Here is a 14,833-nt window from a genome sequence, read left to right as displayed (position 1 = left end):
CCCGCCCGCCCGGGCGCCCGGCCCCGGCACGCCGGCGGCGTTCACCCGCTCACCGCGTCGCGATCACCTCGAGGGAGTCGGAGGCCGCGGCGACGCCCCCGGGCGCGCCACGGTCCCACTGGCGGACGAGGGCGCAGAGCTGCCGGCGGAACGCGCCCGCGTCGGCGGCTCCGAGCGATGCCACCGTCGTCGCCGTCGGGCCGTCGCGCGCGATGAGGAGATCGGCGAGCGCCTCCGCCGAGCGGAACCGGAGGTGGAACGACCGGCGCCGGCAGCGGATCTCCGACGCGCCGGCGAGGAGCTCGCGGACGCGGCTCTCCCGCCCCCAGTCGGAGGCCGGTCGCGGCCCCGCCGTCGACTCGGCGTGCTCGTCGAGGAGGCGGAGGAGGTCGCCCATGAAGCCGTCCGGGGCCCAGCTCGCGAGCGCGATCGTGCCGCCCGGACGGCACACGCGCAGCAGCTCGCCCGCGGCGCGCTCCTGGTCGGCCGCGAACATCACCCCGGTGACGGAGACGAGGGCGTCGAACGCCCCGTCCTCGAACGGCAGCGCCTGCGCGTCGCCCTCGACGAGGTCGAGATCGAGGCCCTCGATCGCCGCGCGCGCCCGGGCCCGGTCGAGGAGCTCCGGGACGGCATCGAGCCCCGTCGCCGCGCAGCCCCGCCGGGCCGCCGCGAGCGCCGCGTTCCCGGTCCCGCAGGCGACGTCGAGCACGCGGTCGCCGGCGCGGAGCCGCGCCGCCCGGGACAGCGACGCGGTGATCGGGACGACGAGCGTCTCGACCGAGTGGCGGTCCCCGCCGGCCCACGCGCGTCGCCGCGTCTCCTCGGCGGCGTCGACGTCGCGGGTGCGCGGTGGGAGCTGGGTCGGGCTGGCGGACATGACGTTCCTCCTCGTTCGGCGGTGTGCGTCAGCAGCGTCCCGGGCGCGCGTTCCCGGATGGTTCCCTGGCCGGTCGGCGAGATCGCACGCGGTCGCCGGGGCGTCGGCTAGCGTCCGGGAGGTGAGCTCTCCCGCGATCGAGATCGACGCCCGCGGTCGCGCGCTCCGCGTGTCGAACCCCGACCGCGTCATCTTCCCGGCGACCGAGAGCACGCCGGAGCTCACGAAGCGCGAGATCGTCGAGTACTACCTCGCGGTCGGCGAGGGGATCCTCCGTGCGCTGAGAGATCGCCCGACGACCCTCGAGCGCTGGCCGAAGGGAGTCCACGAGGGCATCGTGCTCTCCACGCGCGAGAAGGGCGGCGGGGACGCGTTCTTCCAGAAGCGGATCCCGCGCGGCGCGCCCGAGTACGTCGAGACCGCGAGGATCACCTTCCCCTCCGGCCGGCACGCCGACGAGATCTGCCCGACCGAGCCGGCCGTCGTGGCGTGGGCGGCGCAGATGGGGACGATCACGTTCCACCCGTGGCCCGTCCGCCGCGCCGACGTCGACCACCCGGACGAGCTGCGGCTCGACCTCGACCCGCAGCCCGGCACCGACTTCTCCGACGCCGTGCGGGTCGCCCGCGACGCCCGGGCGCTGCTCGAGGAGCTCGGCCTCACCGGCTACCCGAAGACGTCGGGCGGCCGGGGGGTCCACATCTACGTGCGGATCGAGCCGCGCTGGAGCTTCACCGAGATCCGCCACGCGGCGATCGCCTTCGGGCGCGAGCTCGAGCGGCGGCGCCCGGGGGAGGTGACGACGAAGTGGTGGAAGGAGGAGCGGGGCTCGACGATCTTCATCGACTACAACCAGAACGCCCGCGACCGCACGATCGCGTCGGCGTACAGCATCCGCCCACGGCCCGGCGCTCCGGTCTCCGCCCCCGTCACGTGGGACGAGCTCGAGGAGATCGACCCGGCGGACTTCACCGTCGCGACGATGCCGGCGCGCTTCGCCGAGCACGGCGACCTCCACGCGGGCATCGACGACGTCGCCCACTCGCTCGAGCCCCTCCTCGCCCTCTACGAACGCGACGAGACGGAAGGACTCGGCGACATGCCCTACCCGCCCGACTACCCGAAGATGCCCGGCGAGCCCAAGCGGGTGCAGCCGAGCCGCGACCGCGACCGGCCCCGCGAGGAGACGTGATGCCCGCCCCCGACGCGCAGGACGGCGAGGCCCGCGTCGTCGTCGGGGTCCACGGCGACGACGCGTCGTCCCGGGACGCCGTCGCGCTCGGGGTGCGGCTCGCCAGGCTGCTCGGTGAGCGGCTCGTCCTCTCGTGCGTGTGGGTGACGTCGTTCGGGCCGCTCGACCCTCTCGCCGACGGCGACGTGCGCGAGGCGGTGGAGGAGGAGCTCGGCACCCTCCTCGCCCTCGTCCCCGACGACATCGCCGCGTCGAGCGAGCTGAGGACGGCGACATCGGTCCTCCGCGGCCTCCAGCTCGCCGCGCGCGAGCGCGACGCCGAGGCGCTCGTGCTCGGGTCGCATCGGCCGAGCGAGCCGGAGGCGACCGGCCCCGCGGCGGTCCCCCTCGCGCCGTGCCCGGTCGCCGTCGCGCCCCGCGGCTACCGCGACGCGCCGCCGGTCGCCGATGTCGTCGTCGCGTGGGACGGCTCGGACGAGGCGCGGCTCGCTCTCGAGCACGGGGCCGACCTCGCCCGCCGTGCCGGAGGCGCCCTGCGGGTCGTCGCCGTGTTCGAGACCGGGGAGGGCGTGCGTCACCGTCCGTGGGCGAGCGGGGAGGCGACGCAGCGGTGGCTGCGCGGCCTCCGAGAGGAGGTCGAGGCGTCGCTCGACGACGCGCGCGGCCTCGTCGGCGCGGACGTCGCCGTGACGACCGAGCTGCGAGAGGGCTGGCCGGCCGAGGAGATCGCTGCGGCCGCTCGCGACGCGGGCCTCGTCGTCACCGGGTCGCGCGGGTACGGCCGTCTGCGGCGGCTCGTCCTCGGGAGCACGGCCGCCGAGCTGCTGCGGGTCGCGGAGGTGCCGGTGATCGTGACGCCGCGAGGCGTCGGCGGCCCCGAGGATGCCGGCGACTGACCCGGCCGTCGGTCCGGCGCGGACCACGGGACGCGCGGCGCCCCCTGGTCCGCTCCGCCCCACGGCGCGCGCGGTCCTCCCGCGGCACGGCTGAGAGCCGTGGACGTCGCGTTCGTCATCGCCGTCGCGCTCGCCGCCGCCTTCGCGCTCACCAACGGGCTGCACGACGCCTCGAACTCCGTGGCGGCGCTCGTCGCGACGCGCGCCGCGACGCCGGCGCAGGCGATCGTGCTCGCCGCGGTCTTCACGGTCGCGGGTCCGCTCCTCCTCGGTGCGGCGGTCGCGGACACCGTCGCCGGCATCGTCACCGTCGCGCCCGCGGACACGGTCGCGGTCCTCGGCGCCGGGCTCGCGGCCGCCGTCGCCTGGGGGATCGTCACCTGGCGCCGCGGTCTGCCGTCGAGCTCGGGGCACGCGCTCGTCGGCGGTCTCGCCGGTGCGGCGATCGTCGTCGACGGGAGCGACGCCGTCCGCTGGGGAGGCCTCGAGGGCCTCCACCCGGTCGGCGTCGTCGGGACGCTCGTCGCGCTCGCCCTCAGCCCGCTCGCCGGAGCGTTCGCCGCGTTCGTCGCTGTCCGCGGCGTGCGACGCCTCGCCCGACGCGCGACCCGGCGCTGGGGCGCACCCGTCCGCGCAGGCCAGTGGGTCATGTCGTCGGCCCTCGCCTTCTCGCACGGCGCCAACGACGCGCAGAAGGCGGTCGGCGTCGTGCTCGCGCTCCTCGCCGCGGAAGGCCGCCTCGACGGGCCCGACGCCCCGACCTGGGCGGTGCTGCTCTGCACGGGCGCGCTCACCGTCGGCACGGCGCTCGGCGGATGGCGGATCATGCGGACCGTGGGCCGCCGCATCTACCCGATCCGCTCGACCGAGGGCCTCGTGTGCGAGACCTCCTCCGCGGGCGTCATCCTCGCGGCGACGGTGCTCGGGGCTCCCGCCTCGACCTCGCAGGTCGTCGCCTCGTCGGTCGTCGGCGTCGGGGCGGGCCGGCGACGCTGGCGCCACGTCCACTGGACGGTCGTCCGCCAGATGGTCGTCGCGTGGCTCGTCACGCTGCCGGCGACCGCCGCCCTCGGCGCGTTCGGCGTGCTCCTCGTGAAGGGCGTCGGGTGATGCGCCAGCGCTGGTTCCTCCCCGACTCGCCGGACGTCCTCGGCCTGCTGCGCCACCAATTGGCGACGACGATCGACGCTCTCTCCGCGTTCTCGCGATGGGCGCAGGGGGACGCCGCGGCGGGGCGGTCGCTCGCGGCGATCGAGGAGCGCGGCGACGTCGCGAAGCGCGAGCTCCTCGCGGCGCTCCGTGCCGCCTTCGTGACGCCCCTCGAGCCCGAGGACGTCTTCGCGCTCTCACGCGCCGTCGACCGCATCCTCACCTCCGCCCGCGAGATCGTCACGGAGTCCGAGGTGCTCGCCTGCCCGCCCGACGAGAGGATCGCCGCGATGGCCGAGCTCCTCTCTCGCGCCGTCGGCTTCCTCGACGACGCGATCGCGATGCTCGCCGTCGACGGCGACCGCGCCTCGGCGCACGCGGAGGCCGCGCTCGCCGCCGAGGCGGGCCTCGACGCCGTCTACCACGAGGGCATGGCGGCGCTCCTCGGTGTCGAGGTCCGCCCCGTGCGCATCTCCCTGCGCGAGCTGTACCGGCGCTGCATGGCGGTCGGCGACATCGTCGTCGAGGCCGCCGAGCGCGTCATGTACGCGGTCGTCAAGACGAGCTGAGCCGCCGGGACCGCCGGCCGCGAGCGGTCCTCAGGCCGAGGCCGGCTCCGCCGTCGCGATCGCCGCGCCCGCCGACCGGTCGCGGCTCGCGCGGCCGTCACGCCGGCGCGCGTGGTGCCGGCGCGCATGGTCGAGAGCCCGGTCGAGGTCCGGGAGGACGTGGCTGTCGTGCCCGAGCCGGTCGAGGGCGCCGATGCGCTCGAGGAGGCGCTGGTGCTCCGGCCGGACGCACGCGAGCAGGACCGTGATCCCGCGGTCCTCGAGGACGCCGATGAGGTCCGCCAGCGCCTGCGCGCCCGTGCTGTCGAGGACGCGGACCCTCGCCATCCGCAGGATGACGACGTCGACGTCGGTCACCTCCGCCATCTCGAGGAGGAACCGCTGCGCCGCTCCGAAGAAGAGCGCCCCGTCGAGCCGGTAGGCGACGATGTGCTCCCGCAGGAGCGCCTGCTCGAGGTCGCCGTCGACGTCCTCGCCGTCGATCGGGTCGCGCTCGAAGCTCGTGCTCTGCGCGACGGCGCGAAGCGCGAGCACGCACGCGAGCGCGACGCCGACCCCGACGGCGACGACGAGGTCGAAGGCGATCGTCGCGAGGGCCGTCACGACGAGGAGCGACGCGTCGGCGCGGCTGGACCGCAGCAGCCGGCGGACGGTCCCCGCGTCGACCATCCGCACCGCGGTGACGACGAGGACGCCGGCGAGCGCCGCGAGCGGGACGCGCTCGAGCAGCGGCGCGAGGGCGAGGACGACGGCGGCGAGCACGGCGCCGTGGGAGATCGTCGCGACGCGCGTCCGGGCTCCCGCGCGGACGTTGACGGCGGTCCGCGCGATCGCGCCGGTCGCGGGCATCCCGCCGAAGAGCGACGCGGCGACGTTCGCGGCGCCCTGGCCGACGAGCTCGCGGTCGGGGTCGTGCGGCTCGGCGTCGTCGGCCATGCCGTCGGCGACCTTCGCGGAGAGGAGGCTCTCGATGGCGGCGAGCGCGGCGATCGCGAGCACGGCGCCCGCGAGACCCGGCACCTCGGACGCGGAGATCGCGGGCATGTCGGGCACGGGGAGCGAGGCAGGGATCGCGCCGATGCGGGCGACGGGGAGCCCCGCCGCCTCGGCGAGCAGCGTCCCGGCGCCGACGGCGACGAGCGAGGCCGGCAGCGCGCGGTGGACCTTCGGCAGGACGATCATGAGGACGGCGACGAGCGCGACGATGGCCGGCGCCCATCCCGTCGCCGAGAGGCCGGCGCCCGCCCAGTCGCCGACCGCGTGGACGGCGACCGCCGCCGTGTTCTCCTCGTCGCGGGCGGCGACGCCGAGCGCGGCCGGCACCTGCTGGAGGAAGATGAGCGCCGCGATCCCGACCGTGAAGCCCTCGATGACCGGCCACGGGAGGATCGCGGCGTAGCGGCCGAGCCGCGCGGCCCCGGCGACGAGGAGGACGAGCCCGGCGAGGAAGGTGACGACGAGGACGCCCTCGGGGCCGACGTCGGCGACGACGGGGACGAGCACGACCGCCATCGCGCCCGTCGGGCCGCTCACCTGGACGTGGGAGCCGCCGGCGACCCCGGCGACGATGCCCGCGACGATCGCCGTGACGAGCCCCGCCTCGGCGCCGAGGCCGGCGGCGATGCCGAACGCGAGGGCGAGCGGCAGGGCGACGACGGCGACCGTGATGCCGGCGACGAGGTCCCCGGCCCAGTGCGCGCGCGCCCCCGCGTAGTCGCGACGGCTCGGGAGGAGCGTGCGCACGGTCGACCGGCTCATGACGCCTGCAGCTCGTCGCGGGTCGCGGTGAGCGCGTCGAGGAGGATCTCGCGCGAGACGGCGAGGAGGTCCGCGATCCGCGGGTCGGAGAGCGCGTAGGCGACGTGCGTCCCCTCACGCCGGGAGACGACGACTCCGGCACGGCGCAGGGTGGCGAGCTGCTGCGAGAGGGCCGGCTGCTCGGCGTCGACCTGGGCGAGGAGGTCGGAGACCGTCTGGTCGCCGTCGCCGAGGAGCTCGAGGACCCGGATCCGCAGCGGATGCCCGAGAGCCTTGAAGAAGTCCGCCTTCACGGCCGGGATCATTCGCTGCATGAATGCGAATATAGCAATAAGCGAATGTATGCCGCTTTTTCTGAACGGATGTCGCGGTTCGTTCGCGCCGGGACGGCGGGGATACACGGATATGCCGGTGGGTGCCGGAGTTACCCTCGGCGTGCAGGGATGCGCCGACAGTCAAGGAGGAAGCTGCTTCATGAGCACCAGCACCGGAGAGGCGATGCGCCCGGCCCCGCGGGGTTCGCGGTCGCTCTTCCACCGCCAGCTCGACCACTACCCCGACACGGGGCCGCGGGTCTTCTATCTCGGGCTCACCGTCCTCGCGACGGTGATGCTCTATTACGAGCTCTACGTCCAGGGCTCGGTCGCGACGAAGATCATCGAGGACTTCGGCTTCAGCTGGACCGAGTTCGTCCTCGTCCTCGTCATCGGCAACGCGGTCGGCGCATTCGCCTCGCTCGCCGCGGGTCTCGCCGACCGCTACGGCCGCGCGAACATCGTCGTCGTCGGCCTGTTCATCTCCGCCGCGATCATCCTCTTCGGCCTTCCGAACGTCGCGAACAAGGGCCAGTACACGACCCTCTTCGCGATCCTCAGCATCGTCGAGGGCGCCGCGCTCGTCGCGACCCCCGCGCTCATCCGCGACTTCTCGCCGCAGCTGGGCCGCGGCGTCGCGATGGGCTTCTGGACGCTCGGTCCCGTCCTCGGCAGCCTCATCGTCACGCGGGTCGCCACCGAGACGCTCGACTCCCAGCCCGACTGGGAGTTCCAGTTCTACGTGTGCGGCATCGCGGGGATGGTCATCGCGGTCGTCGCGTTCTTCGGGCTCCGCGAGCTCTCACCGCGCCTGCGCGACCAGCTCATGGTGAGCATGCGCGACCGCCAGCTCGTCGAGGCGCGTGCCGCCGGCATCGACCCCGAGAAGGCGGTCGAGGGGAACTGGCGCCAGATGATGCGGACCGACATCCTCGCGCCGGCGCTCGGCGTGAGCCTCTTCCTCATCCTCTACTACGGCCTCGTCGCGTTCATCGTCGTCTACTTCGCGAGCGTCTTCGGCTTCACCGAGCAGGCCTCGAACTCGATCGCGAACTGGTACTGGGTGACGAACGCGATCGCGCTCGTCCTCGCCGGCGTCCTCTCCGACAAGCTGCGCGTGCGCAAGCCGTTCATGCTCGTCGGCGCGCTCATCAGCCTCGTCGGGACGGCGCTGTTCGCGTCCGCGGCGACGGACCCCGGGACGAGCGAGAACACGTTCAAGCTCTACTTCGTCATCACCGCGTTCGGTGGCGGCCTCGCGTACGTCGCGTGGATGGCGGCGTTCACGGAGACGGTCGAGAAGCACAACCCGGCCGCGACCGCGACCGGCCTCGCGGTGTGGGGCTGGACGATCCGCACGGTGGTGACCCTCGCGTTCGCGGCGCTGCTGCTCGTCGTCCCGGCGACGAACACGCTCGTCGACGAGGGCCAGCGCGCCGAGCAGATCATCGCCCAGTACCCCGAGCAGGTCGAGACGCTCCAGGAGATCGGTCCGGAGACAGCCGGCCAGCTCCAGGCGAACCCCGGGGATCAGGCGGCCCAGGTCGCCGCGCTCACCGCGCTCAGCGGCATCCCCGCCGAGCAGGTGACCCGCGCGGTGACCCTCGCCGCGCAGTACGAGGAGGAGCTGGAGACCGCCCAGGCGGTCGATCAGGCGACCCTCCTCACCCTCAGCGGCAACCCGGACGACCCGCAGGCGCAGCAGGCGGCCGTCGAGGCCATCGTGAGCAACCTCGGCGTCTCGCCGCAGGAGGCGCAGGAGCGCCTCGCCGCTCTCGGCGAGGTGCCGAGCGCCGACGCCGGGTTCATGCTCACGACCGGCCAGCAGGTCCTCGCGGCCGCGACCCGGCTCGAGCAGATCGCCGAGGTGCCGGCCGCCGACCTCGGTTTCCTCGCCGAGAACGCCGAGGAGATCGAGGAGGCGCGTGCCGACGCCCCCGGCGAGTGGCAGACCTACTGGTGGATCGCGTTCGCCGGCCAGGTGATCTTCATCCCGCTCATGTTCCTCCTCACCGGGCGCTGGAGCCCGCGGAAGGCACGCGAGGACGAGATCGCCCACGAGCGCATGGTCGACGAGGAGCTCGCGAGGCTCGCTCGCGAGCGCCAGCAGAGGTCCGTCGAGGTCTCCTGATCGGGACCTAGGACGCCGGCTCGACTCGCCGCCGCAGCGACGCTGCGGCGGCGAGCGAGAAGGCGATGCCGGCGAGGATCGAGCCGTCCTGGATCGCGCCGGGGATGGACGGGCCGTCGTGGCCGGCTCCCGAGGCGTGGGTGACGGGCGCAGCCGCGGCGCTGCCGCCGGTCGCGCCCGCGGAGGACTCGACGACCGCGGGAGCCGCCTCCTCCTTCTCGTCGTCCTCGCCGCCGTGCGCGAGGGCCTGAGGCGCCCCGCCCATCGCTCCCGCGGCGAGCACGACCGCGAGGAGGACGGCCGCGAGGGGCGCGGCGGACGCCGTCGTGGCACGGCGCGAGCGGCGCGCCGCGGGGGCGACGTCGATCGAGCGGATCGCGTAGGCGGCGAGGCCGATGAAGGTCACCTCGGCGAGGACCGAGGCGACGCCCACGAGGCTCGTCCAGTCACCGACGTGGTCGCCCATCTGCGGGAACGCGACGACGCGGGTGACGAGGTATCCGCCGAGGGCTCCGGCGCTGAGGAGAGCACCGGCGCCCCACACGACGTCGGCCGCCCTCGTGTCGACGCGGACCAGGAGCGCGGCGAGACCGACGCTGGAGACGATGAGGAGCGAGAAGAGGACGGCCATGTAGACGACCTCCTCCTCGAGCTTGTGCGAGAGATCGATGAAGTGGGTGACCGCGATCGCGTTGAGCGCGGCGATCCCGAGCGCTCTTGCGAGCGCCTCGTGCTTCGTCAACATCGGGACGTAGTCCTCCTGTTGTGCGACGTCGGACGGCGTGCAGGTGTGCGAGACCCGACCTGGCGGCGCTTGACGGAGTGCTTCAGCCTAGCGGCTCCAGCGTGTGGCCCCTGCACCGGGACATGCGAGCCGCACGACCCTGCGGATCAGCCCGGCGCCGGCACGAGCTCCGACCACGTGGCGCCGCCGTCCTGCGAGCGCACGATCGCGCCCCCCGCGATCGCGACCACGATCGTCCGGTCGTCCGCCGTGACCGCGGCGGGCTCCCCGTCGACCCCGCCCACGCGCGTCCACCGCCGTCCGGCGTCGGCGCTGACGTGGACGCCGCCCTCCGGGTCGACGAGGACGAGGCGGTCGGGCGAGGGCCAGGTGACGAGGCCCGTGAGGTCCTCCCGGACGGGGCTCCAGCGGCGTCCGCCGTCCGGCGAGAGGAGGAGGCCGACGTCCGTCGCGGCGAGCAGCCGGTCGGGGTCGCGCGGCGAGATGGCGAGGTCGAAGACGTTCCCCGGCATCGTGCGCTCCGTCCAGTCGCGCCCCATGTCGTCGGAGCGCAGGAAGCGGCCGCTCACCCCGTCGACGGCGTAGAGGACGCCGTCCGAGTGCTCGAGCACGTGGAGGTCGGCCTCGCCGCCGAGAGAGACGGTGCGCCAGCTGCGGCCGCCGTCGCGTGTCTCGATGAGGCCGACGTTGCCGGGCAGGTCCTCCCCGGGGGCGCCGTGGCCCGACGCGAGGTAGCGGTCCTCGCCGGCGACCGTGAAGCCCATGAGGTCCGTCGTCGCCTCGCCGACGCGCGCGGGCGCCCCGCCGTCGACGCGGAAGAGCCCGACGTGGGTCGCGACGAGCAGCGCGCCGTCGCCGGGTGCGGTCGCGAGGCCGTGGACGTGCTCGAAGGCGCTCGTCGCCTGGACGCGGCCGGGGGCCTCCTCCGTCGTCGCGGAGGTGTCGTCGGCGCTGTCGTCCCCGCAGGCGGCGAGGGCGAGCGCGGCGGTGGCGAGGAGTGCGAGCGGAGTGAGGCGTCGGGCGATCATCGTCCGCGATGCTACGGCTCCGCGTGTCCGATTCGCGTCAACGCGCCGACGCCACCGCGCGACGCAGGACGAGGGCGACGATCGAGACGGCCGCGATCGCCCATCCGACCGCGACGAGGAGCTCGGTCGTCGAGGCGAACCCGGGGCCGAAGGCGCCGTCGACGAGCGTCCGGGTCGCGCCCCATCCCGGGAGGAGCGTCGCCCAGTCTTGCGGCGCGCCGTCGAAGAACATCGGGTTCTGGGCGACGCCGAAGTCGAGCATCGGCGCGAAGAACATGAGCTGCGCCGCGCCGACACGCCCGACGAGAGCCCCGGCGATCGCGCCGAGCGCCGCGTAGGTGAGGCCTGCGAGCAGGTTCCCGGCGACGAACGGCACCCACTGCCGCGGCGCGAAGTCGGCCGCCGTCACGCCGAGCGCGACGACGAGGACGAGCGTCGTCCCGCCGGCCATGACGACGAGGCGCGGGACGATCGCCTCGACGGGCCGGTAGCCGGCGACGACGAGCCGCCTGTCGGCCTCGAGCGCGGCCTGGACGATGAAGAGGCCGATGAGCCCGCCGAGGAAGCCGACCGTGATCGGCACCATGATGGCGCCGTGCAGGTCCCGCATGTCCGTCGCGACCTGCTCGTCTCCCGGCACCGTGATGAGGCGGGGCAGCGGCTCGGTGACGAGGAAGCTCCAGGTGATGAAGAGCACCGGGACGACGACGAGGAGGACCAGGAGCAGGGGGCGTCGCGCCTGCTCACGCAGGCCGAGGCGCGTCGCGGTGAGGACGCGGGCGCTCACGCGGGCGCTCCCGCAGGCCGGGCGCGCCACCAGAACGCGGCGAGGGCGAGTCCGAGCGCGGCCGCGACGATGACCCCGAGAAGGATCCAGTCGCCGGTTCCGGTCGCCCGGCCGGCGCCGGCGTCGACGAGGACCTCGGCGGCCGTGCGTGTCGGCGCCGCCATGGCGGGACCTCCGCTGTCGGCCATCCCCGGTCCCGCGAAGATGTCGACGACGAAGACGAGCGCGACGGCGAGGGTGCCCTCGAGGGGGTCGCGAACGAGCGACCCGATGAGGGCGCCGACGGCGACGTACACGAGCGAGAACGCCGCGATCGCGACGAACGCGTGCGCCGGACTGGGGATGTCGACGCGGATGAGGAGCGTGGCGAACGCCGTGACGGTCGCGACGGCGGCGAGAAGCGCGGCCGAGACGATGCGGGCGACGGCGACCCGGGCCGCCCCGAGTCCGGCGAGCGCGAGTCGGCGGTCCGCACCGTGGGAGGAGGCCGCGGCGAAGAAGCCGAGCACGCCGGAGAGGAAGGCGGCCGCCCATCCCGCGCCGAGCGCGCCGGCGCTCGCGCCGGACACCGCCCCGCCGAGCGCGGCGGCGAACTCGCTGAGCACGGCGACCGAGGCCGCGACGAAGACGGCCGGGATGAGGACGAGGAGGACGAGCGTGAGCGGCTGCCGCAGCTGCTCGCGGACGAACGCCCGGCCGACGGCGGCGAACGGCGTCATGAGACGACCACCTTGCCGTCGCGGAGCTCGGCGATGCGGTCGAGTCGTTCGCGCTCCGAGAGGAGGTGGGAGACGATGAGGACGCTCGTGCCGCGGTCTCGGCGGTCGGCGACGAGGTCCCAGAAGCGCAGGTAGGTCTCCCAGTCGAAGCCGGCGTACGGCTCGTCGGCGAGGAGGAGCGCCGGCTCGTGGAGCAGCGAGAGCGCGAGGTTGAGCTTCTGACGCGTGCCGCCGGAGAGCTCCTCGACGCGGTGGTCGCGGAAGCGCTCGAACTGCAGCTCGCGCAGAAGGGCGGCGGCGGACTCCTCGATGCGCTCGGAGGGCAGGTCGTAGGCGCGTCCGAACAGCTCGACGTGCTCGCCGACGGTGAGCTTGTCCCAGAGCAGCGGCGCCTGCGGGCAGTAGCCGACCGACCCGCGCTGCTCGACCCGTCCGGCGTCCGCGGAGAGGAGGCCGACGACGATCTTCATCAGCGTGCTCTTGCCGGATCCGTTCTCGCCGACGAGCCCGACGACCTCACCCGGCGCGATGTCGAGGTCGACGCCTCGCAGGACCTCGACCTCGCGCCGCGGCCACAGGCCGCGCCGGAACGACCTGCGGACGTCCCGCACGGTGAGGACGGCTCGGGTCGCGGCATGTGAGGCGCCGGTGGCCGGTGCGGACGTCGTGCGGGGCATGCGCGCCTCCTCGCGTCGCGGGAGCTTCCACGCTATGTCACGCCGTCGTCGGCGCCGTCCGTGCCGAGTGCCGTGAACGGGTCCGTAATCTCCCGCGGCCTCGCGCGGAGGAGGGCGGACGGCGACACCTGCCGCGTGTCCTACGGTGTGGAGCATGCGTCGCTGCCTCTCGCTCGTCGCCGCGGGCCTTCTGCTGCTGCTGTCGGCCGCTCCGGCCCGGGCAGCCGACGACGCCGCGGGATGCGACGGGCTCTCGGCGTCGCGCCTCGAGGCGCTCGGGGACCGCGCGATGGGGCAGATGCTCGGCGATCCCGATCTCCACGCGGAGATGGACGCGCTCATGGAGCGACGCCACGGCGAGGAGGGGGCACGCGCGATGCATCGCGCGATCGGCGCCCGCGTCGCCGGCTGCGCCGGCGCCGGCGCCGGATTCGGGCCCGGCATGGGCCCAGGGCTCGGCATGGGCATGGGGTCGATGGGCGGCCCCGGCAGGTGGGACGGCGACCGCATGTCGCCCCCGGCTCTCGCGGCCGCAGACGGCGACGAGGACGACGACGAGATCGCCGCGGCGATCGTCGCCGGCTCGCTCGTCCTCATCTCGCTCCTGGGGCTCGGCGGCGTCCTCCTCGCCCGGCGTCGTCGGACCGGGCCCGGACCCCGCGACGACGCTCGCAGCCTCCTCGAGCGCCGGCTCGCCACCGGCGACATCGACCCCGACGACTTCGACGCGCGCCTCAGGGCGCTGAAGGGAGACGCATGATCGACGCGATCCTCACCCTCGTCCCTCTCGCCGACTGGGACGGTCATCACGACGGCGGCTGGTGGGTCATGGGGTTCGGCATGGTCCTGTTCTGGGGGCTCGTGATCGCGGCCATCGTCTGGCTCGCACGCGACGGCCTCGGCCGGCCCCACCACCACGGCCCCCCCTCCGCGGGCCGGGAGACGCCGCGGGAGCTCCTCGACCGGCGCTTCGCGAACGGCGACATCACCGTCGAGGAGTACGAGGAGCGCCGGGCGCGCCTCGAGCGTCGCGACGACTGAGCGACGGCAGCGCCGAGCGTCTCAGTGGACGACGACGAGCTCGCCCAGGAAGAGGCTGAGGACGAGGGCTCCGAGGACGAGCGGCACGACGAGCAGGCCGCGGCGGTCGGTCTCGCGGGCGCTCGCGCCGAGAGCCACCGCGACGAGCGTCGCCGCGAGCCAGACCGGGCCGACGACCTCCCCGAAGTCGTCACCGAGCTCGCCGCCCGCGAGCCGCGCGATCGCAGCTGCCGCGAGCGTGACGACGGGGATGACGACGGTCGGCACGAGGGCGATCCGCACCGCCCACCGTCCCCGAGAGGTCGCGGGCGGGGTGCGGAGGAGGAGCCGGGCGGCGAGCGCACCGGCCGTGATCGCGAACACCGCGCCCGAGAGCATGAGGACGGCCGGGAGGAGCTGGTCGAGGACGTTGTCGTCCGCCGGGTCGTCGCTGCGGCCGATCGACGCCGCGACGATCGCCGCGGCGATGAGGGCGACGCCGGCCGCCTCGAGCCCGAGCGGAGACCCCGGTCGATCCGGGCGGGGCCATCGCGGATGGGGGAAGGCCGTCATGCGGCCAGTGTCCTGCGACCGGCGGGACGACGGATCCGCTGTCTCCCGCCGCCGCGTGCGGGCAGGTACGGAGGTGCGGCGCTTCCCCGCTCAGCCGTCCGCTAGCCTCGCTCGCCCGATGCTCACGGTCCTCGCCAGCCTGTGCGTCGCAGCCGCGATGCTCGTCGCCGCTGCGCTCAAGCTCGTCGATCGCACCGGCTCCGCCGTCGCGCTCACGACCTACGGCCTGCACGGCCGCGCCGGCCGCGCCGTCGTGTGGGGTCTCGCCGGATGGGAGCTCGTGCTCGCCGCCGGGCTTCTCGCCGGCGCCGTGCCGCTCGCCTGGGCGGCAGCCGGCACGCTCGCGCTCTTCGCCGGCGCGCAGGTCGCGCTCGTCTCCGCCGGCCGGGGCGGGC

General features: G+C 74.8%; 17 protein-coding genes. 8 read left to right on the top strand and 9 right to left on the bottom strand.

Features of this window, described 5'->3' with window-relative positions:
• Nucleotides 1–49: 49 nt before the first annotated feature.
• Nucleotides 50–880, bottom strand: a complete 831-nt coding sequence (locus ACME2J_RS19960; protein WP_495546701.1) for a class I SAM-dependent methyltransferase — start codon at nucleotides 878–880, stop codon at nucleotides 50–52.
• A gap of 121 nt (nucleotides 881–1,001) precedes the next feature.
• On the opposite strand from ACME2J_RS19960, the gene ligD reads away from it, so the two are divergent.
• From ligD to ACME2J_RS19940, 4 genes are all read left to right on the top strand, one after another.
• The gene (ligD, locus tag ACME2J_RS19955; protein ID WP_495546700.1) at nucleotides 1,002–2,072 is read left to right on the top strand and encodes a non-homologous end-joining DNA ligase; all 1,071 of its coding nucleotides are present in this window, start codon (nucleotides 1,002–1,004) and stop codon (nucleotides 2,070–2,072) included.
• The gene (locus ACME2J_RS19950) at nucleotides 2,072–2,968 is read left to right on the top strand and encodes a universal stress protein (protein ID WP_495546699.1); all 897 of its coding nucleotides are present in this window, start codon (nucleotides 2,072–2,074) and stop codon (nucleotides 2,966–2,968) included. Before ligD ends, ACME2J_RS19950 begins: the two co-directional genes overlap by 1 nt.
• A gap of 99 nt (nucleotides 2,969–3,067) precedes the next feature.
• Nucleotides 3,068–4,078 (top strand): inorganic phosphate transporter, encoded by a 1,011-nt coding sequence (locus tag ACME2J_RS19945; RefSeq protein ID WP_495546698.1) that lies wholly within the window; start codon nucleotides 3,068–3,070, stop codon nucleotides 4,076–4,078.
• Complete coding sequence (locus ACME2J_RS19940) at nucleotides 4,078–4,686, top strand: DUF47 domain-containing protein (protein ID WP_495546697.1); 609 nt, start codon at nucleotides 4,078–4,080, stop codon at nucleotides 4,684–4,686. Before ACME2J_RS19945 ends, ACME2J_RS19940 begins: the two co-directional genes overlap by 1 nt.
• Before the next feature lie 30 nt (nucleotides 4,687–4,716).
• Here the strand turns inward: ACME2J_RS19940 and ACME2J_RS19935 are convergent, their stop codons facing one another.
• Both ACME2J_RS19935 and ACME2J_RS19930 read right to left on the bottom strand, forming a co-directional pair.
• Nucleotides 4,717–6,444 (bottom strand): SulP family inorganic anion transporter, encoded by a 1,728-nt coding sequence (locus ACME2J_RS19935; protein WP_495546696.1) that lies wholly within the window; start codon nucleotides 6,442–6,444, stop codon nucleotides 4,717–4,719.
• Complete coding sequence (locus tag ACME2J_RS19930; protein ID WP_495546695.1) at nucleotides 6,441–6,758, bottom strand: ArsR/SmtB family transcription factor; 318 nt, start codon at nucleotides 6,756–6,758, stop codon at nucleotides 6,441–6,443. The genes ACME2J_RS19935 and ACME2J_RS19930 overlap by 4 nt, the downstream gene beginning before the upstream one ends.
• Nucleotides 6,759–6,918: 160 nt before the next feature.
• Here ACME2J_RS19930 and ACME2J_RS19925 point away from each other — a divergent pair, with 160 nt between their 5' ends.
• Entirely contained in the window at nucleotides 6,919–8,889 is a 1,971-nt protein-coding gene (locus tag ACME2J_RS19925) for an MFS transporter (protein ID WP_495546694.1), read from the top strand.
• 7 nt (nucleotides 8,890–8,896) lie between these two features.
• Here ACME2J_RS19925 and ACME2J_RS19920 read toward each other — a convergent pair whose 3' ends face one another.
• The 5 genes from ACME2J_RS19920 to ACME2J_RS19900 all read right to left on the bottom strand — a co-directional run bounded on the left by ACME2J_RS19920 (nucleotide 8,897) and on the right by ACME2J_RS19900 (nucleotide 12,845).
• A complete protein-coding gene (locus ACME2J_RS19920; RefSeq protein WP_495546693.1) occupies nucleotides 8,897–9,634 on the bottom strand; it encodes a hypothetical protein in 738 nt (245 codons plus the stop codon).
• Nucleotides 9,635–9,780: 146 nt separating this feature from the next.
• Nucleotides 9,781–10,662, bottom strand: coding sequence for a F510_1955 family glycosylhydrolase (locus ACME2J_RS19915; RefSeq protein WP_495546692.1), 882 nt, complete (start codon nucleotides 10,660–10,662; stop codon nucleotides 9,781–9,783).
• A gap of 37 nt (nucleotides 10,663–10,699) precedes the next feature.
• Nucleotides 10,700–11,449 (bottom strand): hypothetical protein, encoded by a 750-nt coding sequence (locus tag ACME2J_RS19910; protein WP_495546691.1) that lies wholly within the window; start codon nucleotides 11,447–11,449, stop codon nucleotides 10,700–10,702.
• A complete protein-coding gene (locus ACME2J_RS19905; RefSeq protein WP_495546690.1) occupies nucleotides 11,446–12,168 on the bottom strand; it encodes a hypothetical protein in 723 nt (240 codons plus the stop codon). Before ACME2J_RS19905 ends, ACME2J_RS19910 begins: the two co-directional genes overlap by 4 nt.
• Nucleotides 12,165–12,845: an ABC transporter ATP-binding protein gene (locus tag ACME2J_RS19900; RefSeq protein WP_495546689.1), complete on the bottom strand. Its 681-nt coding sequence runs from the start codon at nucleotides 12,843–12,845 to the stop codon at nucleotides 12,165–12,167. Before ACME2J_RS19900 ends, ACME2J_RS19905 begins: the two co-directional genes overlap by 4 nt.
• Before the next feature lie 154 nt (nucleotides 12,846–12,999).
• Here ACME2J_RS19900 and ACME2J_RS19895 point away from each other — a divergent pair, with 154 nt between their 5' ends.
• Both ACME2J_RS19895 and ACME2J_RS19890 read left to right on the top strand, forming a co-directional pair.
• Complete coding sequence (locus ACME2J_RS19895) at nucleotides 13,000–13,605, top strand: hypothetical protein (protein WP_495546688.1); 606 nt, start codon at nucleotides 13,000–13,002, stop codon at nucleotides 13,603–13,605.
• On the top strand, nucleotides 13,602–13,886 hold the full coding sequence (locus tag ACME2J_RS19890; protein WP_495546687.1) for an SHOCT domain-containing protein: 285 nt from the start codon (nucleotides 13,602–13,604) through the stop codon (nucleotides 13,884–13,886). The genes ACME2J_RS19895 and ACME2J_RS19890 overlap by 4 nt, the downstream gene beginning before the upstream one ends.
• 21 nt (nucleotides 13,887–13,907) lie before the next feature.
• Here the strand turns inward: ACME2J_RS19890 and ACME2J_RS19885 are convergent, their stop codons facing one another.
• Nucleotides 13,908–14,438 carry a hypothetical protein gene (locus tag ACME2J_RS19885; RefSeq protein ID WP_495546686.1) on the bottom strand — a complete coding sequence of 177 codons (531 nt, stop codon included), beginning with the start codon at nucleotides 14,436–14,438 and terminating at the stop codon, nucleotides 13,908–13,910.
• A gap of 118 nt (nucleotides 14,439–14,556) precedes the next feature.
• On the opposite strand from ACME2J_RS19885, the gene ACME2J_RS19880 reads away from it, so the two are divergent.
• Nucleotides 14,557–14,833 (top strand): MauE/DoxX family redox-associated membrane protein (locus ACME2J_RS19880; RefSeq protein WP_495546685.1); only part of this gene is annotated, 277 nt, incomplete at its 3' end.

The sequence above is a fragment of the Paraconexibacter sp. genome, from assembly GCF_059438195.1.
Note: the sequence above shows the minus strand (reverse complement) of the source record. Positions and strands in the feature narration are given on the sequence as shown.

Bases quoted from the DNA above. Each gene is read 5' to 3' on its own strand.
- ACME2J_RS19960 (WP_495546701.1), bottom strand. From the start codon at position 880: ATGTCCGCCAGCCCGACCCAGCTCCCACCGCGCACCCGCGACGTCGAC.
- ACME2J_RS19950 (WP_495546699.1), top strand. From the start codon at position 2,072: ATGCCCGCCCCCGACGCGCAGGACGGCGAGGCCCGCGTCGTCGTCGGG.
- ACME2J_RS19940 (WP_495546697.1), top strand. From the start codon at position 4,078: ATGCGCCAGCGCTGGTTCCTCCCCGACTCGCCGGACGTCCTCGGCCTG.
- ACME2J_RS19935 (WP_495546696.1), bottom strand. From the start codon at position 6,444: ATGAGCCGGTCGACCGTGCGCACGCTCCTCCCGAGCCGTCGCGACTAC.
- ACME2J_RS19930 (WP_495546695.1), bottom strand. From the start codon at position 6,758: ATGCAGCGAATGATCCCGGCCGTGAAGGCGGACTTCTTCAAGGCTCTC.
- ACME2J_RS19925 (WP_495546694.1), top strand. From the start codon at position 6,919: ATGAGCACCAGCACCGGAGAGGCGATGCGCCCGGCCCCGCGGGGTTCG.
- ACME2J_RS19920 (WP_495546693.1), bottom strand. From the start codon at position 9,634: ATGTTGACGAAGCACGAGGCGCTCGCAAGAGCGCTCGGGATCGCCGCG.
- ACME2J_RS19915 (WP_495546692.1), bottom strand. From the start codon at position 10,662: ATGATCGCCCGACGCCTCACTCCGCTCGCACTCCTCGCCACCGCCGCG.
- ACME2J_RS19905 (WP_495546690.1), bottom strand. From the start codon at position 12,168: ATGACGCCGTTCGCCGCCGTCGGCCGGGCGTTCGTCCGCGAGCAGCTG.
- ACME2J_RS19900 (WP_495546689.1), bottom strand. From the start codon at position 12,845: ATGCCCCGCACGACGTCCGCACCGGCCACCGGCGCCTCACATGCCGCG.
- ACME2J_RS19895 (WP_495546688.1), top strand. From the start codon at position 13,000: ATGCGTCGCTGCCTCTCGCTCGTCGCCGCGGGCCTTCTGCTGCTGCTG.
- ACME2J_RS19890 (WP_495546687.1), top strand. From the start codon at position 13,602: ATGATCGACGCGATCCTCACCCTCGTCCCTCTCGCCGACTGGGACGGT.
- ACME2J_RS19885 (WP_495546686.1), bottom strand. From the start codon at position 14,438: ATGACGGCCTTCCCCCATCCGCGATGGCCCCGCCCGGATCGACCGGGG.